Raw genomic sequence first — 24,531 nt, forward strand, 5'->3', positions numbered from 1 at the left:
AGCGGTGAAGCATTCGACCCAGATCGCAACCGCGGTCAAACATGCAAACAGGCACAATTGGATCCAATCCGCGACACGGATCATCCCGAACACCATCACGCATGTCCGCAGTGAACAATGAACTCCGGCACCCGCTCGATCCGTGGCCGAGCAGAACTGCGCCCGTCCCCCATCTCGAGGAGCACCGTTGTCCGAAGCCGATTCTGCGAACGGCCCCACCACGGTCGCGAGCCACCGCATCGCTGCCCATATCCGCGAAGACATACTTTCCGGACGCCTACTCCCCGGAGTTCGAATCCGCCAGGAGGAGATAGCCGAACGACTCGGCGCGAGTCGACTACCGGTGCGAGAAGCGCTGCGCATGCTCGAATCCGAAGGCCTGGTCGAACTGAAGGCGAACAGCGGCGCGTGGGTGTCCTCGATGGATATGCAGGAATGCGATTTCGTGTATCGCATTCGCGAACGTATCGAGCCCATGGCGCTGGCGGAGAGCATCCCGCATCTGAACAGCAGTGTGCATGATCGACTCTGGAGTATCCAGGAAGAGATCGAAGCCAACGAGGACGTAGACCGATTCCTGGTACTGGACCGGGAGTTGCATCTACTCACTTACAGCGGTTGCGAGATTCCTCAGTTGATAACTATGGTGACGCGGTTTTGGAATACCACTCAGCATTACCGTCGGGCATATGCCCGACTGACGGGTCCCGATCGAACCTGGGTCATCAACTACGAACATCGCTTACTGATCGAAGCCATCGTGCGCAAAGACGAGATCGATGCCGAACGGTGCCTGACCGGCCACATACGAAGAACCAGAACCGAATTAACCAAGCATCCCGAACTTTTCGACAGCACCCATCCTGATTCTTCGCCGGGAGGTTCGTCGAAAGTGCGCTGATCAAAGGAAAGCGACTTGTACGACTTCACCGATCGCACCATTGCAATATCCGGAGCCGCAGGCGGAATTGCCAGGCAGGTATCCGAGCAGATGTACGCAGCAGGGGCGAATCTGGTACTCGGCGACCTGGATACACAAGCACTCTCCGCAATCAGAGCCTCCCTGGATCCTGACGGAAATCGTATAGCGACAACCGAACTCGATGCTGCTTCACCTGAAAGCAATGATCACTTCGTTGCGGTTGCGCAAAGGCATTTCGGGGGGATCGACCATCTGATCGTCGCTGCGGGGATCTATCCCGAACAGTCAGTGGAGTTGATGACCGACCAGCAATGGCGGACGGTCATGTCCGTCAACCTCGACGGGGCAATGTATTTGACACGCGCCGCCATTCCGGTGATGCGTGACGGCAGCTCGATCGTCAATCTGACATCCATGGCAGGCCATCGCGGCAGTCGAAATCACGCTCACTACGCGGCGTCAAAAGGTGGACTACTCGCTTTCACTCGCAGTCTCGCTTGGGAACTGGGCGGATCGATCCGAGTCAATGCAGTATCGCCCGGCATCATCGAAACACCGATGACTGCAAATTTGGTCAACAGCCAAAACGACCACCTCATCCGTTCGACGCCGATGGGCCGATTCGGCCGCGCCGCCGAGGTTGCTTCCGTGGTCGGGTTCTTGTGCAGTCCAGCCGCGAGTTTCGTGCACGGCGAAGTGATTCATGTGAACGGCGGACTCCATATGGGCTGAACGCCCATATCCAGCGAACTTGTTGAACGACAAACATACTGACATCTCGAGAAGGCTCACATGAACAGCTCTGCACCTCCGGAAGAAACCCCCGCACTAGATCGCGCCCGTTCGCTCCGGGCAGCCGTGTCCGGAAACATCCTCGAATGGTTCGATTGGACTCTGTACGCAATCTTCTCCACATACCTGGCCTCGAACTTCTTCGATGACAGCGATCCCACTTCTGCCCTGCTGTCGACACTTGCGGTGTTCGCAGTCGGATTCGTGGCGAGGCCGTTCGGTGGCCTTGTCTTCGGGCGCCTGGCGGACCGCAAGGGTCGAAAATTCACGATGGTGCTCACGATGTGCCTGATGGCCGTTGCAAGCCTGGCAATTGCATTGATCCCGAGCTACGAGAGCATTGGGGTGTGGGCGTCGCTCGCGCTCTTGATTGCACGTCTGACGCAGGGCCTCGCGCATGGAGGGGAGGCCGGCGTTTCCTACACCTACGTCGGTGAGATCTCGCCTCGAGATCGCCGAGGGCTCTGGGGCAGTTCGGTATTCACGGCTGTCACCTTCGGAGTAATGCTGGCGACTCTCGTCGCAGCATTGTTGACGGGGATCCTCGGAAAAGACGACATGAGCAGATACGGATGGCGAATTGCTTTCGCCATCGGGGCCGTACTCGGTCTCTACGCATTGTTCTTGCGTCGTGCAGCATCCGAATCGCCTCACTTCGAAGAGAATTCGGATTCTGCAGCCACGGCACCTCCGATCGCACGAAAGGACATTGTCAAGATCGGTGTGCTGATTCTCATGCTGTCTGCGGGGCAGAACGCGGCCTACTACACTTGGGCCACCTTCGCGTCAGCGTATGCAATTTCAGCGAAGGGAATGGATCCCAACGGAGCCTTCATTGCAAGCTTGCTTGCCCAACTCGTTGTGCTGGCACTACTTCCACTCTCGGGTCACCTCTCGGACAAGTACGGTCGGCGTACCATGGCGGCAGCCTTCGGCATCTCCGGCGCTGTCCTCGTACTGCCGATCGCGGCTATCCTGACCGCCCAGCCGTGGACCTTGTTCGTGACGCAGGCGATGGGATTGGCGGTATGGTGCTGCGCGTCCGCGATGTATCCGGCGCTCATGTCCGAACTCGTCCCGACCCGTGCACGCGCGATGGGAGTCGGCTTCGCTACCTCGCTGTCCGTTGCGATCTTCGGCGGTACGGCGCCATACCTGAACACCTGGTTGACCTCGCGAGATCTCGGATGGGTGTTCTCTGTGTACGTCGGAGCACTGTGCCTGCTCTCCCTTATTGCCGCCTTGATCATGAAGGAGACCAAGGGAATCGACCTCCGTACGGTCGGCATGCCTTTCCGCAATGCCGGCAAGAACGAGAATCGGGTGTCGACTTCCGACATCGGCGAGTTGTCGAACAGATAGAGACAAAACAGTGGGGCTGCACTCGAATCGAGTGCCCGGTCTGCATCAGCTGATCTCGACCCCGACCGAGTAGGCCGCTACCCGACATCATGCGGACGTAAAGCGCAGGCGTCGCATAGATTTCACGAGTCTCGGTAAGTACAGTGCCCGTTCCCGAAGGTTCGAGCACGTACGTCCACCGAGCCTTCGGCTCGTCCGATTCGAAGGAGAACTTCCGGCAGTCGACCACGTCGACCACCGTGCAGTGCGTGCTCCACCGAATCAGGCCGTGCTTGTTGGTGCCCTTGAACTTTGCGCCCACGGTGCCCGGGGTTCCGGAAGTCCATGTTCCACCGGTGTTTTCAGGGCTGAAGCGACCCATACCTTCGATGTCGCTGACAACCTTCCACACCGATACGGGAGTTGCCTCGATGTACGCGCTGGCGGTTTCCACCCGTTACCGGCCCGGAACCCAGGACATGATCTTGATTGCGTGAGGCATGAGCTTTGCCCACACCTTGGCCGGAAGTCCCCGCGGTCCACCGAGATTCATGACGCGGGTGGTGGCAACGGTCTGCGGCTCGGTGTACTTGATCAGCCCCTCGGCGCCGTGACGACGACCGACGCCCGAGACACCCATGCCACCCATCGGTGCTGCGGTGCTGCCCCAGGTGGGTGCGTAACCCTCGTCGACGTTGACGGTGCCGGCGTGGATGCGCGCTGCGATGGCTTCGCCGGCAGCCTTGCTTCCCGCCCACACACTGGCGTTGAGGCCGTACTCGGTGTCGTTGGCCGCAGCGATGGCCTCTTCGACGTCCTTGACGGGGTAGATCGAGACGAGCGGCCCGAAGGTCTCGTCGCGGTAGCACTCTGCGTCTTCGGGAACCCCGGTGAGCAGGGTGGGCTCGTAGAACAGCGGTCCGATGTCCGGGCGGGCCTTGCCGCCGGCAATGACGGTGGCGCCCTTGACCACTGCGTCGTCGACATGCGCGGAGATTGCCTTGACCTGGGCCTCGGAGACGAGGCTGCCCATCTCGATTCCGAATTCGTAACCAGCGGCGAGGTTCATCTTCTTGACGCGGTCACCGAACATACGGATGAACTCGGGTGCGATGGACTCTTCGACGTAGATGCGCTCGATGGAGATGCACAGCTGACCGGAGTTGGAGAAGCACGCACGCACAGCGGCGTCGGTGACCTCGCGCAGGTCTGCGCCGGCCGCGACGATCATCGGGTTCTTGCCACCGAGTTCGGCGGAGAAGCCGATCAGTCGACGGCCGGCCTGCTCGGCGAGGAGCTGACCGGTCGCGGTGGAACCGGTGAACATGAGGTAGTCGGTGTTCTCGACCAACGCGGTGCCCACGACGGAGCCCGGTCCGGGAACCACGGCGAAGAGGTCGCGGGGCAGCCCCGCCTTGTAGAGCAGTTCGACGCAGGCGAGCGCGCAGTACGGCGTCTGGCTGTCCGGCTTGAGGACAACGGCGTTGCCCGCGAGCAGCGCGGCGATGGCGTCGGACACGGCCAGCGTCATCGGGTAGTTCCACGGCGAGATGACGCCGACGACACCCTTCGGCTGGTATCGAACGACGGTCTTCGTCAGACCCGGAAGCATGCCGGAGACGCGACGCGGGCGCAGCAGCTTCGGCGCCACACGTGCGTAGTGACGCGACGTCATCGAGATGTCGAGGACTTCTTCCTGAGCTGCGGTACGCGACTTTCCGGTCTCGGCCTGAGCCATGTCCATGAGGGCGTCGCGGTTCTCGAGGATGAGGTCGCGGTAGCGGTGGAAGACGGCGGCGCGGTCGAGGACGGAGCGCTTGGCCCATTCCTTCTGGGCGACGCGGGCACGGGCGATGGCCGCAAGTGCGTCGTCGGCGGTGCCGACGGGGATGGTCGCCAGCTCCTTGCCGGTGAACACCTCGGTGATGGACTTCGTCGGGCGATCGGCAACATTGTCGATGGCGATCAGATCGGCGAGCCGCGAGAAGGTCGCAGCGGACGGAGCAGGCATTTCAGTACCCCTACTGGTGAGTAGTTCTTGGAGTTACACACAACTTACCCCGTCGGTGGTACCGATCACAGTGCCGAATCAGACAGAGTCAACCAATACTGCCTCTTTCGGACGTTTTGCGATCAACAACGACATGACTGCAGCGATCGCGCAGAGCGCGCCGGCCACCAAGAAGGCAGCGTCGTACGAGCCGATCTGATCACGAACGAGGCCGGCCAAGAAGGCCACCAGACCTGCACCGATCTGGTGCGATGCCAGCACCCAACCGAACACGATGGGGGCATCGGCGCCGAAGTGTTGACGGCACAGCGCGACCGTCGGCGGAACCGTCGCCACCCAGTCGAGCCCGTAGAAGATGACAAACGCGATCATCGGCGGATTCACGGTGTTGGCGAGCAGCAGCGGCAGGAAGAGCAGCGAGATTCCGCGGAAGAGGTAGTAGATGCCGAGAAGTTTTCGCGAGTCCATCCGGTCGGTGAACCAACCCGAAGCAATGGTGCCGACCATGTCGAGGATTCCGATCAACGCCAATAGGGACGCGGCCGTCGTGATCGGCATTCCGTGATCGTGCGACGCCGGGACGAAGTGCGTTCCGATCAGGCCGTTGGTGCTCGCGCCGCAGATCGCGAAGGTACCGGCGAGAAGCCAGAACACCTTGGTCTTCGACGCCATCACCAGCACCGAGATCGCCCGGCCTCCGGCGCCGCCGCGCTGGTAGACAGGCTTGGCGGGTGGGGCGTAATCGGCGGGCGCGCCGTACGGCGTCGTTCCCACGTCTGACGGATAGTTACGCAGGAACAGCAGAACGAACGGCACGACGGCCAGTGCGGCAAACGAAACTGTGAAGGCGACGCTCTTCCAGTCGTACGTTTCCGCGAGCTTCGCCAGGACGGGCAGGAACACCAGCTGACCGGCAGCACCACCGGCCGTCAGGATGCCGGTCACGAGACCACGCTTTTCGACGAACCAGCGATCGACGACGGTGGCGACAAACGCCAGCGCCATCGAACCCGTACCGAGGCCGACGAACACACCCCACAGCAGAATGAGCTGCCAACTCGAGGTCATGAAGATCGTGAGACCACTGCCGAGCGAGATGAGCGCCAACGCCGAAGTGACGACCGCCCGGATACCGAACCTTTCCATCAGGGCAGCGGCGAACGGCGAGGTCAGCCCGTACAGGATCAGGTTGACCGAGACGGCGGCCGAGATGCTGGCGCGCGACCACCCGAAATCCTCGTGCAGCGGATCGATCAGCACCGATGGGGCAGCGCGGAAGCTCGCCGCACCGACCAATGCCAGGAATGCCACGATCGCGACGGACCACGCGCGGTGAAAGCGCGGGGGGCTCACCTGCTGCGGGCCCGATTCGGGGAGAGCGGTCTCAGAAGTCACAGAGAGAATTCTGCAGTTCGGATTCGATCGAGAACAGTGGCCAGATTGCCAATATATGAAAGGATCGAGCCATGTCTGGTCCGCATCGCGTCGTCGTACTGGCTCTGAACGGAGTCATTCCCTTCGAACTCGGGATCCCCGCGCGTATCTTCGGGCGTGCCATCGACGTCGAGGATCGGCCGCTGTACGAGATCCTGACGTGCACCGTCGACGGCAATCCCGTGCAGACCGACGCTGACTTCAGCATTTCGGTCGATCATGGGAGCGAGTTGCTCGCCACCGCCGACACCGTCGTCATCCCCGCGTCGTACGAATTGGGCCCGGCCTTCGACGAGGGTTATCTCTCCCCCGAATTGGCCGCAGCATTCGACCGCATCCGCCCGGGGACCCGGCTCGTCTCGATCTGCACCGGTTCGTACATCCTCGCCGCGGCCGGTTTGCTCGACGGACTCCGCGCCACGACGCATTGGCGCAACACCGACCATTTCCAGCGTGTCTATCCCAAGGTGAACGTGGATCCCGACGTGCTGTTCGTCGACGAAGGCCACATCCTGACCTCGGCCGGCGTGGCGTCAGGCGTCGATCTCTGTCTGCACATCGTCAGACGCGACCACGGCATGGAAGTGGCGAACACCGTCGCGAGGCGTTGCGTCGTACCGCCGTGGCGCGACGGTGGTCAAGCGCAGTACATCCGCCGCCCACTGGCTGACAAGCCTTCGGAATCGACTGCCGACGCTCGGCACTGGGCCCTCGAACATCTCGGCGATCCGATCACGCTGGCAGACCTGGCGACGCGTGCCAACATGAGCGTCCGCACCTTCAGCCGTCGATTCCGCGACGAAGTCGGAACCACACCGAACCGCTGGCTGACCAGCAGACGCGTCGATCGGGCACGTGAATTGCTGGAGGAATCCGATCTGTCGATCGATGCAATTGCAGCTCGAACCGGCTTCGGGACCGCGACATCGATGCGTCAACACATGAACGAAGCGCTCGGCGTTTCACCGAGCGCCTACCGACGCACGTTCAAGGCACCGGCGTAAGCGGCAGTACCAGGCACTATCCTGGAGGCCATGGCCGAACAGACTCGCCCGAACTTTCCCCAGTACTGCGGATACCTCCTGGGGAAGACGCTCCCCGACCGGTACCAGGACTGGGTGCGGAACGATCTGGTCGGACCGGGTGCACAGGCCCGCTACATCATTCGTTTCACCGTGCCGGCGACGCTGATTCTTCTGCTGTTCCTGTTGATTCCGGGACCGATCTGGATTCCCTTGGCCATGATGGCCTTGTTGCTCATCCCGCTCGCGTACTTCGTCGTGGCGCTCGGGACCATCTACCGCCGTCACCGACTGCTGAGCCACGGACTCGATCCCGAATTGCTCGACGAGAAGGCCCAGCGCCGTGCCGATCGCACTCGCGAGGACTACGAGAAGCGGCACGGTCGCTGAGCACCCCTCAGCGGAACATCGTCACTGCGGCCTTGGCGAGGACCTTCGGATCCTTCTCGTAGTGATGCATCTTGGTGAGCTTGTCTTCCGGAATCCCCAGGAACTTGTAGACGGCCACCTGAGCGCAGCGCACCGAGTACTGCTCGGTGAACACCATGTCGAACGGCAACTCCGCGAACTGACTGATGAAGGCCAGGTTCTTGGAGTGCTTCGGCACCACCAGCGGCCGGTCGCCGACGGCTCGCCGATTGAACAGCGCACTGGCGTAAGGCATGTGGCTGGGAATCGAATTCACGACGCTGTCCATAATCTCTTGTCGGCGCGCGGCGAGCGCACCGCTCTCGTCGAGTGCCTCGAGATGCCCGAGAGTCTCTTCCAGCATTTCCCGGCCGGTCATCTCGATGAACGGCTTCTTCACGTAGTCGCCGTCCTTGCGCGGGAACAGACAGTAACCCCAGAAGACTCCTTCGTTCTCCTTCTGCGCGTGGTAGTGCGGCTGATGGTGAACCACGATCGACAGAAGCACGTTCGAGTCCACGAACGTGTTGAGTGCATTTCCGGGGAGCTGCTTGGTGATTCGGGAAATCTCGTTGATGAGCTCGTGTGACGAAGTGGTGACGGTGAAGCTGGTCCACTCACTCTGCGCCCGGTCCCCGAAGAACTTGTCGGGATTCCCAAGATCGTAGAAATGCTCGGTGGCCTGCTTCCACAGCAGCGCACTCGGTGCGTATCTCATGTCTTCGACGATCGGGGTGTCGAGATCGCCGATCGACGAACTGTCGGTGATGCTGCCGTTGGTGTCGAAGACGAAATCGCCTTCCGCCACGTCGATTCGGCCCTTCTCGCCGGTGCGGACGTTCTCGTAATCGAGTCCCGTCACGATGATCTCGTCTCGAAGCGGGGTGTCCTTGAACACGAACTCCGTGATCTTCAGTTCGTTGACGAACTTCACGCCCTTACCTTCGAGGAAGGTCCGCATCGGCAAGATGATGCTCTCGTACTGGTTGTACGGGGACCTGGTGACACCCGCAAGCGTCTGAATGCGGCTGAACTCGAGAATCATTCGGTTCATGTACCGGCGAAGCTCCATCGCCGAACTCACCCGCTTGAAAGCGAAAGTGGTCTCCCACATGTACCAGAAGTTGGTGGTGAAGAAGTGCGGAGTGTCCTCGAACCACTGCTCGATGCTGATGTCGTCGAGTTTTGCCTCGTCCGACTCCGGCATCGTCATCAGCTTCGTCAACAAGTACCGGTCCTTGTTGTCGAATTGCATGTGCTTGTAATCGTTCTCGCCCTTGTTGCGAATACCGTCTCGGTCGATCAACCGTGCGACGTCATGCGTGGGGTGCGCGTGGTCGAAGTCGAGAATGTCATCCGTCACCGACTTTCCCGGGTTGTCCAGCGACGGAACCGCACTCAATATGTCCCAGAGGTTCTCGTAGGTTTCCTCGTTGAGCATGCGGCCGCCGCGGTTGATGAAACCCGCGTCGTTACCGAGTTCGCGATGGCCGTACTGGTGCTGAAACGTAGCGGCGGATTCGCCGTCGTTCGCTCCGTGCATGTCCAGGCCCATGATGGTGATGTCCTCACCGTTCCACTCACCGTCTCGAATCAGATAGACGGCAGCCGAGAGGTTTCCGATGCCGGCACCGATCATGTAGGCCTTGTGAGACAGATTGGAAGACATTGGGTTTCGTTCCTTACTCGAGTCGCGGTACGGATACCTTCCAAGCATGGACCCGTTTGCCCGCAGGCGCATCACCCGAACCGGATGACGTCCGTCACGGTCGCTGAAGGCGCACCAGATCGAGCGCAAAACGCACGTAGTCACGTGCAATTTCCTCGGGCGTTTGCGGCCCACTCGGCCGATACCATTGCGCGACAGAGACACACATCACGACAATCGCACGCGCGGCCTGTCGCGGCCGATCCGTCTCGAACACACCGGCGGCGATTCCGTCGTCCACTTGCTTCGTCATCAACCATTGCTGGTAGTTGCGTGATTCCGTGATGCGCAACCTGTTCTCGGCTGTGAGACTGCGCATTTCACTGGCGCCGAGAAATCCTTGATCACGCCGATAGATATGGAACAAGGTCACACATTCGACAAGGAAAGCCAATCTTTCGTCGGGACTTTCGCCCTCTTCGATAGCCGCCAACGATCTCGTGTTGAGTTCAGCCATGGTGAGGTCGAGAATTTCGGCCAACATCTGTTGCTTACTGGAATAGTGGTGATACAGACCCGGAACACTCATCTGCGCACGTTTGGCGATCTCACGCATCGCAGCGCCGTGATATCCGGTCTTCACCATCTCCGCGAGCGCGGCAGCCAACACCGGATCGAACGAACTCGGACCGAACCTTCGCCACTCGTTCGGGCGAAAATGTGCGTCCGGGTCGGCGTCGTCGCCTCCCCATCGCGGCTGTTCCGGCGGACGCACTATCGCAGCCGGGAGCAGAGCGTCGAAACGCACTCCGAGAATCCCGCCGATTGCCGCCAACCTGTCGACGCTGACTCTGGTCTTTCCGGTCTCGACAGCGCTGAGCGTCGCCGGGCTGACATCGAGACGCCTGGCCAATTCACGCAGCGAGAGCCCGCTGTGACGCCGCGCTTGCCGGATCGACGCCCCGATCAGGACAGCATTCTCAAATTCGGTCACAGTGTTCAGTATTGCCGAACATAGGATTTCCAACAATGCGATGACCACGGAAATCTATGAACGTGTTGACTACTAGTTATCGGCCTGAACATGATGTGGATCACAAAGACCCAGGTCCGCCCGAGCGATCGTTCGGTGTCGGTAGCGAGAGGATCGAATCACCATGACCGAGGCGCCATATCTTGGAGAACTCCTGCGCGACGCACCCAGCAACTGGGGCAAGTGGGGAGAGTCCGACGAGGTCGGTTCACTGAACTACCTCGACGCCGGACAGGTGCTTCGCGGCGTCGGAACCATCAAGCAGGGTTCCGTGTTCACACTCCAACGTCTTATCGGCGATCCCAAGGGTGATCCGGTCTGGCCAGGCCGGAGCCCCGCCGAGCGCACACAGATCTTCGACGAGAGCAGCTGGGACGGCGACGACGCCCCCAACTTCCCCGGCGGCCTGCATTACGCGGACGACAAGATCGACGCGTTCCTGCAGGGCTCGACGCAGTACGACGCACTCGGCCACGTCTGGTACGACGGCGCCCTGTGGAACGGATACTCGGCTGATACCACTGTCGGCGGCCTGGAGAAGGCCAGCGTCGAACCGATTGCCGACCGCGGCGTCGTCGGACGCGCAGTACTTCTCGACATGGCGAAGTTCCGCGGCAAGGAAAACCTCGACAAGGCCGAAACCTTCACGCACCATGATCTTTTGGCCTGTGCCGAAGCGCAGGGGGTCACCATCGAGAAGCGTGACATTCTCGTCATCCGTACCAACTTCCTCAAGCTGTTCTTCGACCAGGGCGAAGCCTTCTACGAGGGCTTCTGCGAGCCCGGCTTGATCTACAGCCCCGAACTCGTCCAGTGGTTCCAGGACATGGAGATTCCGAACCTCGTCACCGACACCATTGCCAACGAGGTCACCACCGATCCCGAAAACGGTGTGGCACTGGTGCTTCACAACGCTCTGATGCGCAACCTCGGCGTGGTGTTCACCGAGATCTGCGATCTGGAGAAGCTGGCCGCGGACTGCGCGTCCGACGGCCAGTACACGTTCTTGTACGTCGCCGCACCGCTCAAGGTTGCCAAGGCCAGCGGCTCTCCCGTGAATCCGGTTGCCATCAAATGACATACGAAGATCGCCCTTGGTTGACGTTGTACCGCAACGACGTTCCCCCCGACATCGGCGTCGAACAGCCCACAATGCTCGAAATGTTGGCGGCGGCGGTCCGCTCTGATCCGGACGCCACGGCTGTGAAGTACTTCGACGGTCAACTCAGTTTCGCTGAACTGGATCAGCAGAGTGACGCCCTGGCCCGCGCACTACGAGCAGGTGGTCTGGCGAAGGGAGACCGTGTCGCACTCCTCCTGCAGAACGTTCCGCAATTCGTGCTCGCCCTCGCCGGAATCTGGAAAGCCGGCGGCGTCGCAGTCTCGATCAATCCCATGAGCCGTGAACGAGAACTGGGATACCAACTCGAAGATTCCGGAGCAGCGGTTCTGATCGCTCTCGAGGGGCTCTACGAGTCCGTCGGCCGCAACGTCGTCTCGGACTCGCCGGTCAGGCGAGTAATCACCACCTCGGAACTCGAGTACCAAAGCCGCAACGATCCAAGGGTTTTCGACGGAATCGTGAAGAAGGACCTCGGTACCGACGATCTCGCGACGCTGATCGACCAGCATCGTCTCGGCGATCCGATCACTACCGACGCTGCACCGGAAGACATTGCGGTACTGACCTATACGTCGGGAACCACAGGTCCGCCGAAGGGAGCGATGACCTCTCACGCGAACATGACCTTCAACGCCCAGGTCTACCGTGACTGGCTGGGGCTCACCCCGAAAGACACGGTTCTCGGCGTCGCGCCGCTCTTCCACATCACGGGGTTGATCGGTCACATCGCGGTGTCCGTCCTGGCGAGAATGCCGCTGGTGCTTGCCTATCGCTTCCAGCCCGAGGTGATGCTCGACGCGATTCGTGAGCACCGCCCGACATTCACAGTCGGCGCCATCACTGCGTTCACCGCACTGCTCAACACTCCGGGTTGCGCGCCCGAAGACTTCACCTCCATGCGGTTGCTGTATTCCGGCGGCGCACCCATCTCGCCGACAGCCGCCGAGGCAGTCCGCGCCATGACCGGTGCTGCGCTGCACAACATCTACGGGCTGACCGAGACCACGTCGCCCACTCACGCCGTTCCCGTCGGGGCAGATACCCCCGTCGACCCCACGTCCGGGGCACTGTCCGTCGGCGTTCCAGTACCCAACACCGTGGTCCGCATCGAAGACGAGGGCGGTGCGGTCCTGCCGATCGGAGAGATCGGCGAATTGGTCGTCCGTGGTCCACAGGTGGTGCGCGGTTACTGGAACAAGCCGGAGGAGAGTGCGTCGGCCATTCGCGACGGGTGGTTCCACACCGGCGACGTCGGTTTCATGGACGAAGCCGGCTGGTTCTACGTCGTAGACCGTAAGAAGGACATGATCATCGCGTCCGGCTACAAGGTGTGGCCACGCGAGGTCGAGGACGTTCTTGCCGAGCACCCCGCAGTCCGTGAGGCAGCAGTCGTCGGGATCGCCGACAAATACCGCGGTGAGACGGTGAAGGCGTTTGTCAGCCTCGTCGCGGGGGCGTCCGTCACCCCGGAAGATCTGATCGATCACTGCAAGCAGCGGATGGCGGCGTACAAGTACCCACGCTCCGTGGTGCTGGTGGAGGAACTGCCCAAGACCGTCACGGGCAAGATCTTGCGACGGGAGCTGCGCACGACCTCCTGATCACAGGGCAGCGGGCGGACTTCACGGTCCGCCTGCTGTCTGATCGCGCACAGTTTTAGGTCGACCACGCAATCGGGGTAATGGAACAGTAATATGTGCTGAGTACCCACGGACAAACGGGAGACATCAGTGAGCAAGTTCGGACGTAAGAAGCAGCCCACGCCCAAGAGCTACCAGTGGCTGGCCATGACCCTCATCGCGTTGTCGCTCTCCGTGTCGATCGGGATTGCCGCCAAACCCTCCTGAGCTCGGCGGATCCGAAACTTGTAACCCCGCGTCCATCTGCACATGGGCAAATAGGTGCAATTCGGACGCTTAGCTGTTCTAACTTTCCTTCCGTCGTGTCACCTCGGCACCGACGGAGAGGATCAACTCACCATGCGAAGCTCACGCTTCGGCGTGCTGGCCGCTGCCGGCGCTGTCGGACTCGTGCTTGTCACCAGCAGCGTCCAGTCCATCGCCACGGCGTCACCGTTCGGTTCGCTCGACGCCGGTTCGAGTTCCGGTTCGACAGAGACACCGACCGTCAGCAACGGCGGTTTCACCTCCAAGACGCCCTACACTCCCGGTCAGCGCATCGCCGACTATCAGGCGCCGCCGACCGGATACATCCCGGTGTACACGGAAAGTGTTGCGCGCCATGGTTCCAGAGCACTGTCGAGTCTGAAGTACGACGACCTGAGCCTGCAGCTGTGGGAAATCGCCGAAGCCGAGAACGCATTGACACCCGTCGGCAAGGAATTCGGCCCGGCGCTTCGTGATCTCATGGCCGCCAACAAGAAGCTCGGGTACGGCAACCTCAGCGGACTCGGGGTCACCGAACATCGGCAGCTCGGAGCGCGCGTCACCGAGCGCCTCCCGCAATTGTTCGACGCCATCGCAGCGCAACAGGGCACCATCACTTTGACTTCGTCGGGCGTCGACCGTGCCGTGGACAGCGCCGAGAACTTCGCTCAGGGCCTGACCGGTGCGTTTCCGGCCGTCGCCGGCGATGTTGCGCCGGTGACCACGGATGCCGACCTTCTCTACTTCCACGACTCGGATGCAAACGCCGACTACAAGGACTACGAAGAGTCCGATCCTCGACTGAAAGCCGTCGACGACCAGATCGCCGATCTTCCCCGCACCCGCGAGGTCTCGCGGCACATGATGCTCAGGCTCTACTCGGAGGACTTCGTGAACCGGCTGAGTGCGGGCGAGTTCTCACTCGTCGACCGTGGCAAGGGCTCCAGCACGATCGACAACGAGGTCGACGCCGCGTACATGCTGTACAACACGTACATCATCACTCCGGGCATGGCCGAAGAAGGCACGTGGAATTTCGAGCGGTTCATCGACTCCGACGACGCTCAGTGGCTCGCGTACACGAACGACGCCGAGGACTTCTACGCCAAGGGCCCTGGCTTCACCGGTGAAGACGTCACCTACCGGATGGCAACCGTCCTGCGCGACGAGTTCCTGCGCGGGTTGCAGGAACACACCGGCGACGCCGCCGTGCCGGGAGCGGACTTCCGATTTGCACACGCAGAAACGATCATCCCCTTCGCTGCGCTCCTGAAACTGCCGGGAAGCACCGCCTCGCAGGCCGAGGGCGATCTCTACACCTACGCGAACAACCCCTGGCGCGGAGCGAATGTCAGCCCGATGGCCGCCAACGTGCAGTGGGACGTCTACGCCGGACCGGACGGTGAGCGGCTGGTCCGAATGCTCTACAACGAGCGCGAGACAGCATTTGCTGCCCCGTGCGCTCCGGTGAGCGCCGGGAGTTTCTTCTACACGCCGGACGAACTGGCCCGCTGCCTACCGGAGATTTCACCGGCGGCCTGAGGTCCGGCAACTCGGGATCCAGCCAGCGGTCGACGAGGGCGCGCCCATGCCTGGTGCAACGCCAGCATGCGCGCCTTCTCGTCGTCTTCCATCAACAAGGCGTCGCAGATACGTACGATGACCGGAGCCGAAACACCAACGGACGTACCCTGTTCCAGCCGCTGATAGTGATTGAAACTGATGTCGGCAATCTGCGCGACATCACGCCGACTGAGGCCGTGCATGCGGCGAGCACCCTCGCAGCGCATGCCGACCTGTTCGGGCGCAAGACTGTTTCGTTTCTCGACGAGCATCTGGCTCATCAACTGACGCGCGCTCGACCCGTTCACGTCGCCACCTTTTCCATCCCTGAAATACGCTTTCAACTAACACGTTTCAGAATATGGGATGGGACGGACACGGCGGTATCTCCGAGATGACAGATAATCACGCGATACCGCCAACCCTATGCCCGTTCAGGCTGTGACGATCAGAGGCCGAAGATCAGGCTATGAACCTGCCGATCGTCGGATTCGACTGGCAGATGGGACTACTGCCCCAATTGATCGAACCGAACGCCGTCGCAACGACATTGCCGACGCCGGTGTTCACCGTGGCAGAGAGATACGGGTACGCCCCTACCAGGTCGACGATTCCGGACTTACCCGTGTCGGTGTTGACCCACGCAACGGTCACCTGACCCGCCGCCGGAATGGGCGCGGCTGCCGGGAACGAATCGAAGCGAATATCACCCTTGGCGATGGGCGGATTGGACTCTGGTCCGGACTGGCCGGTGAGCCCGGTCAACGAGGCCAGTGACCCCTGATTCGGGCACCCGATGGTGACGGCGGCGCCGCCGAAAGGGTGGGGCGGATCAGCCGAGGCGACTCCGGCGAACATGACGCTCGCGGCAATCGGTAATCCGATGGCCGCAAAAACCCCGGCCGTGCGTGTGACGCTCATAGCTGCTCCTCGGGTCGACAACACTTTCCGGATACCCCTGGTACAACGCCCGAAACGATGGAAAGTCGACTATTCACACCCCTAGACAACGCGTGTTGTCAGAACTACAGTCGGTGGTGCAGCTCACACCTACCTCTGCAGCGCGCAGACCAGTCCCAGGGAGTGTTCAGATGAAGCGCTACGACCTCCGCAGTCGCACGGATCGACTCGATCCCGAAACCGATTACGAAGAGATGTCGCGCATTCTCGCGGCGCAAGAGTTTCCCTGGGACATCAATCAGGCGCTCAGCTTCGCCCTTTTTCGCACGTACGCGGTCCCTTCCATCGGCAAGCTCCTCTTCTCGACGGGCGAGTTCACCGACAAGGTTCAAAAGCGCTACGACGACACCAGCCTGATCCTCGACGCCATCCTCGAGCACGGCCTCAGCAGCACCGAAGGCCGCAAGAGCGTCCGTCGAATGAATCAGATGCACGGTTCTTACGACATCTCCAACGACGACATGCTCTACGTTCTGGCCACCTTTGTCGTCACGCCGGTCAGATGGCTCGACGAGTACGGCTGGCGGAAGATGACCGACAACGAGATCGTCGGGTCGACGAATTATTACCGCCACCTGGGTCGGTACATGAACATCAAGGACACGCCTGACACCTACGAGGGGTTCGTCAAACTTCTCGACGACTATGAGCGCGAACACTTTTCATTTGACTCCGGAGCGCGGGCCGTTGCCGATTCCACCCTCGACCTGATGTGCACCTTCCCGCCCAACAACCTGGCGCCGAAGGCTCTGGTCAAGGGATTCGCGTTCGCCCTCATGGACGATCACCTACTCGACGCCTTCCACTACAAGCACCCGAGCACCGCGATGCGCGTCGTCTCGCGCGGTGCGCTGAAGGTCCGTGCGCGTCTGCTGCGCTTCTTCCCGGTGCGTACGAAGCGGAAATTCGCCCGCGAGCTGCCCAACATCCGCAGCTACCCGAACGGTTACAAGGTCGAAGACCTCGGCACCTTCCCCACGGGATGCCCGGTCAAGCACCTGCAGGCAGACCAGCAGGCCCAAGCGTAGGTGCGTTGGGATACATCAGATTCACGGACGAGTTTGTCTGCGGGACGTTCAGGAGGCGATGGTCATGATTCCGATACCGCCGTACGGACTCGGTGACAGTTGGAAGATCTGGACTCCCTGGCTGGTTCCCATCGTGGAGTGGTGGAACTCCTGGCACCCTGCGCTGGGCTGAATCGCCTTTCTCAGGCCTGAATGAGGGAGGAGTCGCGACCAGTACGACGCAGAGTGATCAATTCGTGGTTCGTCTCGGCGTCGTGTCGGCGCCCCTCTTCTTCGAACTCCATCAGCGCATAGAACCTGCGGGCGCGATCGTTGAGGGTGTAAACCTCGAGTGTCACCTCGTCGTGCATGGTGGTGGCGTGTTCGACCAACGCCCTCCCGACTCCCAACCCCTGTGATGCCGGCGCGACGAACAGTCCCCCGATTTCGGAGCCGATCATTCCCAACAGGCCAACAACTTCGGAGTTGTGCTCAGCCACCCAATTGTCGGCCTGAATCAGATAGACCTCTCGCATCTTCTGCTCCCGCTCACCGGTCCCCTCGCCTGCAAGGAATGGATGGGCTTCACGGGCAGCGCGCGACCACAGGTCGACGACCACATCCTCATCCGAGGGTAGGTAGCGGCGAATGATCAGATCCTGGTTCACAATCCGACCATACCCTCCGGCATCAGAGAGATAGCCGGCGCTGAAAGTGACCAATTCTCGGATCAACGCACGACGGCCTCGACGTAAACCAGTGGCAACAATTCCATTCGTTGCCACCCCACAATTACTGCCTTGTGCAAGGGTTGTCCGATGACTGACGGTGATCCGACAACTGCGCGCGGAGGTCCGGCATCCTGGTGGAAGGTGATGGCAGTTGTCATCGCAGTGCTTGTCGCTCTCACATGCGGCGTCATCGTGTGGTCCTTTATGCCGCCGGTTGTGTACTTTCCATTCTTTGCGCTCGCCGCCTCAGTGTTACTCGGTTTGGGTGGAGTGTGGTTGATACTCAGCCTGATTGGCTGGATGAAGTACAAAACCCTGCGTTTGAGCACGATCGCGCCGGTGATAGTCCTCGTCACCGGCGCGCTCGTGACCTTGTCCGTCCCCTCGCGTGTTGCGTTTGCATTGTCGAAAGATTCGCTCGAAGCAGTGGCCGCGGATTGCCAGAAGTCGTTGGACAACCGAACAATTGGCGTCTACCGGGTCCTGCAGGTCTGGCCCGTCGGCAACGGGTGCCGCTTCCACATCGAGGGCGGTCTGATCGATTCGATCGGATTGGCGTACTTACCCGACGGCGCACCATATCTCGGCAAGCCCCGCCGCGACGGCGAGATCGGTTACCAGGAGTTCGACGGCGACTGGTACTCGTTCGTTCAACGGTTCTAACAGCGTGAAACTAGCCGACCAGCTTGGCCTTCAGAAGCGCGATCGTGTCCGCAGTGAGTCCGAGACCTTCGGTGAGATAACCGTCGACGGTTCCGTAATCGCTGGCTATCTGCGCGAGTCCAGCTTCCAGGTACGACGCATCGACACCGAGGGCTGGCTCGAGATTGGTCGCTACCTGCGGGCTCAAAGCCTGAGAGATCTGCGCAAGGATCTTCTCGTTGGTCGCCTGAAGGTAGGTGTTGCTCAACAGATAGTCGTCCATGATCGTCTGGGCGGGGACACCAGCGATGGTCTGCAGCAACATCGCGGTCCAACCCGTGCGGTCCTTGCCTGAAGTGCAATGGAACAACTGCACCCCGTCACCAGCAGCGATGTCCGAGAGAACCTGCTTGAAGCCGGCGCGGCGCACGGGATCGGTGACAAAACTGCGGTTGGTGTCGACCAAGAACTGCTTGGCCTCTTCCGGCGACTTGATCGTTGTGGCCAGCTGAGTGAGATCCTTGAACTCGATGGGGATGTTCGTGTACGTCACACCGTCCGGGAGCTTGTCCGCGCCACCGATGAACGGGTTGGAGATCTCGGTTGAACCGCGGAGGTCATAGGCGTCGGCAAGTCCGAGGCCGGTGAGCGTCGCCTTGTCTGCGTCGCTGGTCGCGGTCAGCGCATTGGACCGGTAGATGACGCCGCGCTTGAGGTGCGAGCCGTCGACGGTGGCGTATCCCCTACCGTCATTGCCGGCGACGTCGCGAAAGTTGGCCACGGAGGCCAAGTTCGGTGTCGGCGCGAGCACAGGATCGAGCGAGCCGAGATCGACCGATCCCGTGTTGAGAGAGCCCAAGTCGAGCGGGATGGCCGTGGCGGGAGCGGCAAACAACAGGCCTCCGGTGACAACAAGTGCGGCGGTCTTCGCAGTGCGAGCGAACAACATTCGTGAGCGTGTGGACATGTGGCAGTGTCTCTCTCTGTGGTTTGGGATTTGCGGTTTGGCGAGCTGGAGTTACGGTGCGACGTCACCGATTCCGGTGAACCCGTATCGCTGGTGGGGTCCAATGACTGCTACCTCGAACAGTCCTGTCCCGGTGCGAGTTACGCCGTCTTCTACAAGGGTGAACCGGGCCAAATTGTCGACCGGGCACAGCATCTTCTTCCACGGTTCGATGTCCGAAACCTTCTCTCGCAGGCCCTGAACCACCAGTTCTCCCTGCCACATCCCGTGGCGCCAATCCTGCTCGAGTCCGTAGCCCGTACCGACACCGATGTAGTTGGGCAGAATCGGTTCGCAGGTTATCTCCAGGATGGGGTCGGATTCGCCTGGTGCACCGGGACGCCGGAAGTACAGAGTTCCGCTCTTCACCTCGCGGGTACCGGAAATGAAGGTGAGCTGGTGGTCCGGTCGACCCAACCACTCCGGCTCGCGCGAACGATCCGCCCAGACGCGTGTCGCATCCTCCAGAATTCGGCGTCCCTGCTGATCCTCTTGAACGACCGTGACGACGGTGAAGTCCCCGAATTGCATGATCGAGTAGATCCAGAAGAAGTTCTGACTGCCGGCGATCGACGGATCCGCCTTGCGTCCAGGAGGTTCCGCCTCGCCGACCGGTCGAACACCCCAGGATCGATCGCGATTACCCCGCCACGTCTCCGGGGTGACCGGGATGACGTCGCCGTCGACGGTCAGGGATCCGGACCATGTTCCGGTCTGCACGAATCGTTGCGTGTCGAAGGTGACTCGTTCCAGTTGGCGATGGAAATGCCTGGCCTCGAGATTGGCGGGGCCGTCGGACTCGAAGGTGAGGTCGAAGCTCAGGTCCGGCGCTTCGGGACTCGGGTCCAACACCACCCGCAGACGGTGCAGACCCTCGATGATCTCGATCCTCAACGGGCCTACTGACAGGTCCATACGATCGTCACCCAAGGCGCGGGATGCCCGGAAGACGATATGGTCGTCGCCGCGCCGAAGAACCGCAAAGCCGTCGCACACACCGAGATTGGGGTACTGACCGAGACCGATGATGAGAAACAGCGGCTCGGTATCGCCGTCGACGCCTGCATGGCAGTTGAAGTAGTAGCGGTCGTAGAAGTTTCGATCCGAGGTGCCCACGTGGCGGATGGTCTCGGCGATCTGATGTACCGGGTAGTCGTCGAGCGGGGACAGTGTCATCGTGCATCTCCTGTTGCGACCGACGCTGTTGTGAGCGTGGCTGTAGCGAGCGATTCCCAATAGGTGCCGTCGAGCATGGCTTCGAGTGTCTTGTGGTGCAGGATCATCTCGTCCGGGTTGTCGGGGAGTTCGGCCTGACCGAAAGCCACTGCGCGACTTTGGACTCGGAACATGATCACCGCATGCCGCAGCGCGGCGTACACGATGTAGAAATCTAGATCCGCAACCTCGTGGCCCGAAAGCGAGCGGTAGGCCTCTGCCACGTCCTCACGACGAAGGAAATCCGGCATTCCGGGGAGTCCGGCCATGGCAGCGAGATCCTCGAAGAACCTGTGCTGGAAGATCATCCAGCCGAGGTCCAGCTCACGCGGCCCCAGTGTGGCCATCTCCCAGTCGAGGACCGCCGCTGGTTCGAAGTCGCGGTAGATGACATTTCCGATCCGCGAGTCACCCCAGCAGAGCACCGCGGAACCGGCATCGACGGGAAAGTTCGCTTCGATCCAGTCGAAGCCGCGCTCGATCAACGGAGATCCTGGTCCGTCGACTGTTGCCCACTCGTAATAGCGTCGCTGGTCCTCGAGGTGCGCGCGAAGTGCTTCTGCCCCAGTCGGTTCGGTACCATCGCGGCACAACTCGGGGAGAGCCAGGTGTGGATCGGCCATAGTGTGCAACTCCGCCAGCACCTGGACCGATGACTGCTGGAGTCGAGAACAGTCGTCCGCTGAAGCCTCCGAGAGCCAGGATCCGAACGTGTACGGCATGACGTCTGGCGGGATTTCGCCGTCGCGCCGTTCCATCACGAAGAACTCGCCACCGAGCGCGTCCGGGTTGCTCTCGGACCAGTACACGCGTGGGATCGGCACCGACGTATGAGCTGCGACGGCGCTCATGACCCGAAACTGCTGGTCCAGGTTGTACGACGGGAAGATCGGCACCGCACTGTCTCGTGGAGCGATGCGGGCGACCAGGCGATGCTCGGCTCGAATCCCGTCCTCGATCCACGTCGCATCGAACAGCACGGTCTCGTTGGACATGCCGTTCGCGGCCGGCACCTCGACCGAGGTCACGGAAGGTTTCGAGCCTCGCCACAGCACGGTCGTGAGCCAGCCTTCGAGGCTGCGCCGCATCTCTGCCGGGTCGTTGCGGGATTCGCCGGGCCTGGCGAATTCGGCGTAGTCGGGATCTTCGCCTGAGGTTTCTGTTTCGGTTCGAAGGTTCATCACCACTCCTCGTGGTTCGGTGGCGCCGATGCGCACGTGCCGATAGTCGATACAATATGTATCGACTAAAGCCGTGACAGAATGTAACGGCCATCACAGCGATACCGCAAGGGATTTGCCCAAAATGTCCAAAGATTCCGAAACTCAGCACCGCCTGGGCCCGCAGCGAAACCCTGCAATCGACGACGCAGTACTGGATGCGACCAGGCAACTGTTGGAGGAAAAGGGGTACGCCGGCACATCCATCGACGCCATCGCGACGCGCGCGGGAGTCGGGCGTCCAGCCATCTACCGTCGGTGGCCGTCGAAGGCACACATCGTCAACGACGCGATCTATCCGGTACTCGACGTCGAACAGGGCGCGGACATCGACACCGAACTCGGCGCCGAGGGCACGATCGCGGATCAGATTCGCGCGCTTGTGCAGGGCGCGGTGGCACTGTTTGCCGCTCCCGCCACCCGGGCCGCGGCGCCCGGACTGATGAGCGAAGTGCGCACAAACGCGGAATTACGCGACGTTCTCGTGGTGCGGCAACTGGCCGGAGTCCGCGTCGAGCTGAACCGTCGACTGGAAGCGGCGAGGGAGCGCGGCGACATCCGAAGTGGCGTCGACGCCGACGCTCTTCTCGACATCATGGCTGGCGCGGCCATCTTCGCACTGTCGGTTCGTGACGTCTCGGACCCGGGACCGTTTGCCGATTCTCTCGCCGACATAGTGCTGAACGGCATACTTCCCAGCACCTAACCTGCTGGCGCCGTGCGGGTTTGGTCTAACCAGTCGAGGGACTGCCCATGGCCACCAGCTAGCCCGCGGGGTGCGCCGTCAAGAGAGACAACAAATTTGCCACGGCGCGCCTCTGGTGATGCCGTCAACTTGGCATCGACTTCGGGCAGAACCCCAAGACCTTCGTTGGCTATCCAGTGGCATGGCAAAGCACGAACAGTTTCTGCGAATTCCTCTCTGGCAGTGAGGGTCAGATAGTTGAGGACTGCACTGTGATAGACCACGACCGTTGTGTTCTGTGGCGCACGCCGGACCAGATCGGCAACAGCCGCCGTGAGATCTCCGCGAACCAGATGCGGTGGATCCACACGAGCGAGTGCAGCAGCGTCGCGTAATCGCTGACGGCGATGGTCCTGCTCCGGCCACACAAGACTCTCCAACCATCTCATGTCGTCGGTGTCGCGTACATCGAGTGGATTCAGATCTATGCCCGCCCGGTACACCACGTCTGGGACGCTCTCCGGAATCGGCGGACTGCCAGTCGTCGCGCACTCCAGCAGAACGGTGGACGGACCATCGACTGGATGCAGATACTTTTCGCCGTCGTAGAGATAGCTGTAGCGGTCCGGATAAAGGCACAGGCCCGCCGAAGCACCGACTTCGATGAGGGAGAGCGGGCCCTTCAACAACCCGAGAACGGGAAGCAACACAGCAGCGCGGCCTGCTTCATTGGTCTGGGTAGTCCGGATCCGCGCAAGTTGTTCAACCGCAGACCAGTTCTCCCTCAGCCACCGGCGAAACGACGCATACGGCGCGACCGGTGCACCGAGGTGACGGCTCGCCCCGAATATCAGGTTGGGTTGCCTGCGGGGTTCTGGAAGTCGATCGATCAGAGCGAGGACTGCTGGATCCTCCGATACGCCGTTGCCCCATTCCTCGTAGACCTCGGAGTTCCCTCGGGCTTCCACTTCCGCGAACGATCGGTACCAGCGCGATGTGTCCACCGTCGATGTCTACCGGATGCGGCATAGGTCTGGGAACCCGTGGTCAACTCTCTGCCGACTATCCTGTGGGGCATGACCGAGCCTGTAGCGACCGCTGACCTTGCCGACGAGATCGGACCCGACATCCGTAGCTGCGACACACAGTTCACCCAGTTCGGTGGACGTGAAGTGTTTGCCGGCCCCATCACGACCATCAAGTGCTTCCAGGACAACCTGCTCGTGAAGCAGACCCTCAGCGAACCGGGCAACGGTGGAGTCCTCGTCGTCGACGGTGACGCGAGCATCCACACCGCCCTGGTCGGCGACATCATCGCCGGCCGCGGCGTCGACAACGGCTGGGCCGGCGTCATCGTCAACGGAGCTGTCCGCGACTCGGCGATCCTGCGCACCCTCGACATCGGCGTCAAGGCGCTGGGCACCAACCCGCGCAAGAGCACTCAGACTGGTTCGGGCGAGAAGAACGTGCCGATCGAAATCGGCGGAGTCACCTTCAACCCCGGTGAGATCGTCTACAGCGACCAGGACGGCGTCGTCGTTCGCGAAAGCTAGTCAGAAGTCGCGGGATCAGGCGGGGGCTTCCACTTTGGCGGCCATCCCGCCGATCTCGACGACATCGCCGTCACGAAGCTGGCGGCCCCGACGATCTTCGACCTCACCGTTGACCGAAACCATGCCGTCGGCGATCACTTCCTTGGCCTCCGCGCCCGATTCGATGAGGTTCGCGAGCTTGAGAAACTGACCGAGCCGAATCATTTCGTCGCGGATGGGTACTGCTGGAATGTTGTCGGTCATGTCAATCATCTTCCTCCTCCCACAAAACTGGACACGACAGACCACACTTAGCGTGAGGATCTGATCGACCGGTAGGAGAGGAAGCT

General features: G+C 61.3%; 25 protein-coding genes. 12 read left to right on the forward strand and 13 right to left on the reverse strand.

Annotated elements, in window-relative coordinates:
- Nucleotides 1-187 precede the first annotated feature (187 nt).
- From AC1DWA_RS07310 to AC1DWA_RS07320, 3 genes are read left to right on the forward strand one after another with little or no spacing between them, the layout of a single operon-like run.
- On the forward strand, nt 188-901 hold the full coding sequence (locus tag AC1DWA_RS07310; RefSeq protein ID WP_256065318.1) for a GntR family transcriptional regulator: 714 nt from the start codon (nt 188-190) through the stop codon (nt 899-901).
- A gap of 15 nt (nt 902-916) precedes the next feature.
- A complete protein-coding gene (locus AC1DWA_RS07315) occupies nt 917-1,654 on the forward strand; it encodes an SDR family NAD(P)-dependent oxidoreductase (protein ID WP_019746288.1) in 738 nt (245 codons plus the stop codon).
- A gap of 60 nt (nt 1,655-1,714) precedes the next feature.
- Nucleotides 1,715-3,076, forward strand: a complete 1,362-nt coding sequence (locus AC1DWA_RS07320) for an MFS transporter (protein WP_259121297.1) — start codon at nt 1,715-1,717, stop codon at nt 3,074-3,076.
- On the opposite strand, the gene AC1DWA_RS07325 is transcribed toward AC1DWA_RS07320, so the two are convergent.
- The 3 genes from AC1DWA_RS07325 to AC1DWA_RS07335 form a co-directional block, all read right to left on the reverse strand.
- The gene (locus tag AC1DWA_RS07325) at nt 2,961-3,509 is read right to left on the reverse strand and encodes an SRPBCC family protein (RefSeq protein ID WP_477916551.1); all 549 of its coding nucleotides are present in this window, start codon (nt 3,507-3,509) and stop codon (nt 2,961-2,963) included. The genes AC1DWA_RS07320 and AC1DWA_RS07325 overlap by 116 nt on opposite strands.
- Before the next feature lie 3 nt (nt 3,510-3,512).
- The gene (locus AC1DWA_RS07330) at nt 3,513-5,066 is read right to left on the reverse strand and encodes a succinic semialdehyde dehydrogenase (RefSeq protein ID WP_003943578.1); all 1,554 of its coding nucleotides are present in this window, start codon (nt 5,064-5,066) and stop codon (nt 3,513-3,515) included.
- A 78-nt stretch (nt 5,067-5,144) separates the two neighbouring features.
- Nucleotides 5,145-6,461, reverse strand: coding sequence for an MFS transporter (locus tag AC1DWA_RS07335; RefSeq protein WP_021332663.1), 1,317 nt, complete (start codon nt 6,459-6,461; stop codon nt 5,145-5,147).
- A 71-nt stretch (nt 6,462-6,532) separates the two neighbouring features.
- Here AC1DWA_RS07335 and AC1DWA_RS07340 point away from each other — a divergent pair, with 71 nt between their 5' ends.
- Together AC1DWA_RS07340 and AC1DWA_RS07345 are read left to right on the forward strand one after the other, a co-directional pair.
- Nucleotides 6,533-7,504: a GlxA family transcriptional regulator gene (locus AC1DWA_RS07340; RefSeq protein ID WP_070796726.1), complete on the forward strand. Its 972-nt coding sequence runs from the start codon at nt 6,533-6,535 to the stop codon at nt 7,502-7,504.
- Nucleotides 7,505-7,534: 30 nt separating this feature from the next.
- The gene (locus tag AC1DWA_RS07345; protein ID WP_003943558.1) at nt 7,535-7,912 is read left to right on the forward strand and encodes a DUF5313 family protein; all 378 of its coding nucleotides are present in this window, start codon (nt 7,535-7,537) and stop codon (nt 7,910-7,912) included.
- Between the two features lie 7 nt (nt 7,913-7,919).
- On the opposite strand, the gene AC1DWA_RS07350 is transcribed toward AC1DWA_RS07345, so the two are convergent.
- Both AC1DWA_RS07350 and AC1DWA_RS07355 read right to left on the reverse strand, forming a co-directional pair.
- Nucleotides 7,920-9,671: an oleate hydratase gene (locus AC1DWA_RS07350; protein ID WP_306294060.1), complete on the reverse strand. Its 1,752-nt coding sequence runs from the start codon at nt 9,669-9,671 to the stop codon at nt 7,920-7,922.
- A gap of 22 nt (nt 9,672-9,693) precedes the next feature.
- Nucleotides 9,694-10,620 carry a TetR-type transcription factor C-terminal domain-containing protein gene (locus AC1DWA_RS07355; RefSeq protein ID WP_029254130.1) on the reverse strand — a complete coding sequence of 309 codons (927 nt, stop codon included), beginning with the start codon at nt 10,618-10,620 and terminating at the stop codon, nt 9,694-9,696.
- 115 nt (nt 10,621-10,735) lie between these two features.
- Here AC1DWA_RS07355 and AC1DWA_RS07360 point away from each other — a divergent pair, with 115 nt between their 5' ends.
- From AC1DWA_RS07360 to AC1DWA_RS07370, 3 genes are all read left to right on the forward strand, one after another.
- Nucleotides 10,736-11,689: a cyclase family protein gene (locus AC1DWA_RS07360; protein ID WP_003943547.1), complete on the forward strand. Its 954-nt coding sequence runs from the start codon at nt 10,736-10,738 to the stop codon at nt 11,687-11,689.
- Nucleotides 11,686-13,335 (forward strand): class I adenylate-forming enzyme family protein, encoded by a 1,650-nt coding sequence (locus tag AC1DWA_RS07365; RefSeq protein ID WP_477846503.1) that lies wholly within the window; start codon nt 11,686-11,688, stop codon nt 13,333-13,335. Before AC1DWA_RS07360 ends, AC1DWA_RS07365 begins: the two co-directional genes overlap by 4 nt.
- Nucleotides 13,336-13,713: 378 nt before the next feature.
- Nucleotides 13,714-15,162 carry a histidine-type phosphatase gene (locus AC1DWA_RS07370; protein WP_279164339.1) on the forward strand — a complete coding sequence of 483 codons (1,449 nt, stop codon included), beginning with the start codon at nt 13,714-13,716 and terminating at the stop codon, nt 15,160-15,162.
- Here AC1DWA_RS07370 and AC1DWA_RS07375 read toward each other — a convergent pair.
- Nucleotides 15,108-15,491 (reverse strand): helix-turn-helix domain-containing protein, encoded by a 384-nt coding sequence (locus AC1DWA_RS07375; protein WP_336504053.1) that lies wholly within the window; start codon nt 15,489-15,491, stop codon nt 15,108-15,110. The genes AC1DWA_RS07370 and AC1DWA_RS07375 overlap by 55 nt on opposite strands.
- Before the next feature lie 154 nt (nt 15,492-15,645).
- The gene (locus tag AC1DWA_RS07380) at nt 15,646-16,104 is read right to left on the reverse strand and encodes a hypothetical protein (RefSeq protein WP_019746277.1); all 459 of its coding nucleotides are present in this window, start codon (nt 16,102-16,104) and stop codon (nt 15,646-15,648) included.
- Nucleotides 16,105-16,274: 170 nt separating this feature from the next.
- Between AC1DWA_RS07380 and AC1DWA_RS07385 the strand changes: the two genes are divergently transcribed.
- Nucleotides 16,275-17,171, forward strand: coding sequence for an oxygenase MpaB family protein (locus AC1DWA_RS07385; RefSeq protein WP_021342356.1), 897 nt, complete (start codon nt 16,275-16,277; stop codon nt 17,169-17,171).
- A gap of 182 nt (nt 17,172-17,353) precedes the next feature.
- Here AC1DWA_RS07385 and AC1DWA_RS07390 read toward each other — a convergent pair whose 3' ends face one another.
- Entirely contained in the window at nt 17,354-17,818 is a 465-nt protein-coding gene (locus AC1DWA_RS07390) for a GNAT family N-acetyltransferase (RefSeq protein WP_477846504.1), read from the reverse strand.
- Between the two features lie 150 nt (nt 17,819-17,968).
- Between AC1DWA_RS07390 and AC1DWA_RS07395 the strand changes: the two genes are divergently transcribed.
- On the forward strand, nt 17,969-18,544 hold the full coding sequence (locus AC1DWA_RS07395) for a hypothetical protein (RefSeq protein WP_477846505.1): 576 nt from the start codon (nt 17,969-17,971) through the stop codon (nt 18,542-18,544).
- A 10-nt stretch (nt 18,545-18,554) separates the two neighbouring features.
- On the opposite strand, the gene AC1DWA_RS07400 is transcribed toward AC1DWA_RS07395, so the two are convergent.
- From AC1DWA_RS07400 to AC1DWA_RS07410, 3 genes are read right to left on the reverse strand one after another with little or no spacing between them, the layout of a single operon-like run.
- Nucleotides 18,555-19,490 carry a tyrosine-protein phosphatase gene (locus tag AC1DWA_RS07400; protein ID WP_477846506.1) on the reverse strand — a complete coding sequence of 312 codons (936 nt, stop codon included), beginning with the start codon at nt 19,488-19,490 and terminating at the stop codon, nt 18,555-18,557.
- Between the two features lie 51 nt (nt 19,491-19,541).
- Nucleotides 19,542-20,705: an Rv3169 family protein gene (locus AC1DWA_RS07405; RefSeq protein ID WP_477846507.1), complete on the reverse strand. Its 1,164-nt coding sequence runs from the start codon at nt 20,703-20,705 to the stop codon at nt 19,542-19,544.
- On the reverse strand, nt 20,702-21,925 hold the full coding sequence (locus tag AC1DWA_RS07410; protein WP_477846508.1) for a phosphotransferase family protein: 1,224 nt from the start codon (nt 21,923-21,925) through the stop codon (nt 20,702-20,704). Before AC1DWA_RS07410 ends, AC1DWA_RS07405 begins: the two co-directional genes overlap by 4 nt.
- A 124-nt stretch (nt 21,926-22,049) precedes the next feature.
- Between AC1DWA_RS07410 and AC1DWA_RS07415 the strand changes: the two genes are divergently transcribed.
- The gene (locus AC1DWA_RS07415; RefSeq protein WP_041814434.1) at nt 22,050-22,670 is read left to right on the forward strand and encodes a TetR/AcrR family transcriptional regulator; all 621 of its coding nucleotides are present in this window, start codon (nt 22,050-22,052) and stop codon (nt 22,668-22,670) included.
- Here the strand turns inward: AC1DWA_RS07415 and AC1DWA_RS07420 are convergent.
- Nucleotides 22,667-23,653, reverse strand: a complete 987-nt coding sequence (locus AC1DWA_RS07420) for a DUF2332 domain-containing protein (RefSeq protein WP_477846509.1) — start codon at nt 23,651-23,653, stop codon at nt 22,667-22,669. The genes AC1DWA_RS07415 and AC1DWA_RS07420 overlap by 4 nt on opposite strands.
- A 72-nt stretch (nt 23,654-23,725) precedes the next feature.
- On the opposite strand from AC1DWA_RS07420, the gene rraA reads away from it, so the two are divergent.
- Nucleotides 23,726-24,202, forward strand: coding sequence for a ribonuclease E activity regulator RraA (rraA, locus tag AC1DWA_RS07425; RefSeq protein ID WP_003943552.1), 477 nt, complete (start codon nt 23,726-23,728; stop codon nt 24,200-24,202).
- 15 nt (nt 24,203-24,217) lie between these two features.
- Here rraA and AC1DWA_RS07430 read toward each other — a convergent pair whose 3' ends face one another.
- Nucleotides 24,218-24,445, reverse strand: a complete 228-nt coding sequence (locus AC1DWA_RS07430; RefSeq protein ID WP_003943569.1) for an RNA-binding S4 domain-containing protein — start codon at nt 24,443-24,445, stop codon at nt 24,218-24,220.
- Between the last annotated feature and the right edge of the window lie 86 nt (nt 24,446-24,531).

The organism is Rhodococcus sp. P4_F3_2, from assembly GCF_056401335.1.

Excerpts from the sequence above, each read along its gene's own strand:
- AC1DWA_RS07320 (WP_259121297.1), top strand. The coding sequence starts at position 1,715 with ATGAACAGCTCTGCACCTCCGGAAGAAACCCCCGCACTAGATCGCGCC.
- AC1DWA_RS07330 (WP_003943578.1), bottom strand. The coding sequence starts at position 5,066 with ATGCCTGCTCCGTCCGCTGCGACCTTCTCGCGGCTCGCCGATCTGATC.
- AC1DWA_RS07340 (WP_070796726.1), top strand. The coding sequence starts at position 6,533 with ATGTCTGGTCCGCATCGCGTCGTCGTACTGGCTCTGAACGGAGTCATT.
- AC1DWA_RS07345 (WP_003943558.1), top strand. The coding sequence starts at position 7,535 with ATGGCCGAACAGACTCGCCCGAACTTTCCCCAGTACTGCGGATACCTC.
- AC1DWA_RS07350 (WP_306294060.1), bottom strand. The coding sequence starts at position 9,671 with ATGCGCCTGCGGGCAAACGGGTCCATGCTTGGAAGGTATCCGTACCGC.
- AC1DWA_RS07360 (WP_003943547.1), top strand. The coding sequence starts at position 10,736 with ATGACCGAGGCGCCATATCTTGGAGAACTCCTGCGCGACGCACCCAGC.
- AC1DWA_RS07365 (WP_477846503.1), top strand. The coding sequence starts at position 11,686 with ATGACATACGAAGATCGCCCTTGGTTGACGTTGTACCGCAACGACGTT.
- AC1DWA_RS07370 (WP_279164339.1), top strand. The coding sequence starts at position 13,714 with ATGCGAAGCTCACGCTTCGGCGTGCTGGCCGCTGCCGGCGCTGTCGGA.
- AC1DWA_RS07380 (WP_019746277.1), bottom strand. The coding sequence starts at position 16,104 with ATGAGCGTCACACGCACGGCCGGGGTTTTTGCGGCCATCGGATTACCG.
- AC1DWA_RS07385 (WP_021342356.1), top strand. The coding sequence starts at position 16,275 with ATGAAGCGCTACGACCTCCGCAGTCGCACGGATCGACTCGATCCCGAA.
- AC1DWA_RS07395 (WP_477846505.1), top strand. The coding sequence starts at position 17,969 with ATGACTGACGGTGATCCGACAACTGCGCGCGGAGGTCCGGCATCCTGG.
- AC1DWA_RS07400 (WP_477846506.1), bottom strand. The coding sequence starts at position 19,490 with ATGTCCACACGCTCACGAATGTTGTTCGCTCGCACTGCGAAGACCGCC.
- AC1DWA_RS07405 (WP_477846507.1), bottom strand. The coding sequence starts at position 20,705 with ATGACACTGTCCCCGCTCGACGACTACCCGGTACATCAGATCGCCGAG.
- AC1DWA_RS07410 (WP_477846508.1), bottom strand. The coding sequence starts at position 21,925 with ATGAACCTTCGAACCGAAACAGAAACCTCAGGCGAAGATCCCGACTAC.
- AC1DWA_RS07415 (WP_041814434.1), top strand. The coding sequence starts at position 22,050 with ATGTCCAAAGATTCCGAAACTCAGCACCGCCTGGGCCCGCAGCGAAAC.
- rraA (WP_003943552.1), top strand. The coding sequence starts at position 23,726 with ATGACCGAGCCTGTAGCGACCGCTGACCTTGCCGACGAGATCGGACCC.
- AC1DWA_RS07430 (WP_003943569.1), bottom strand. The coding sequence starts at position 24,445 with ATGACCGACAACATTCCAGCAGTACCCATCCGCGACGAAATGATTCGG.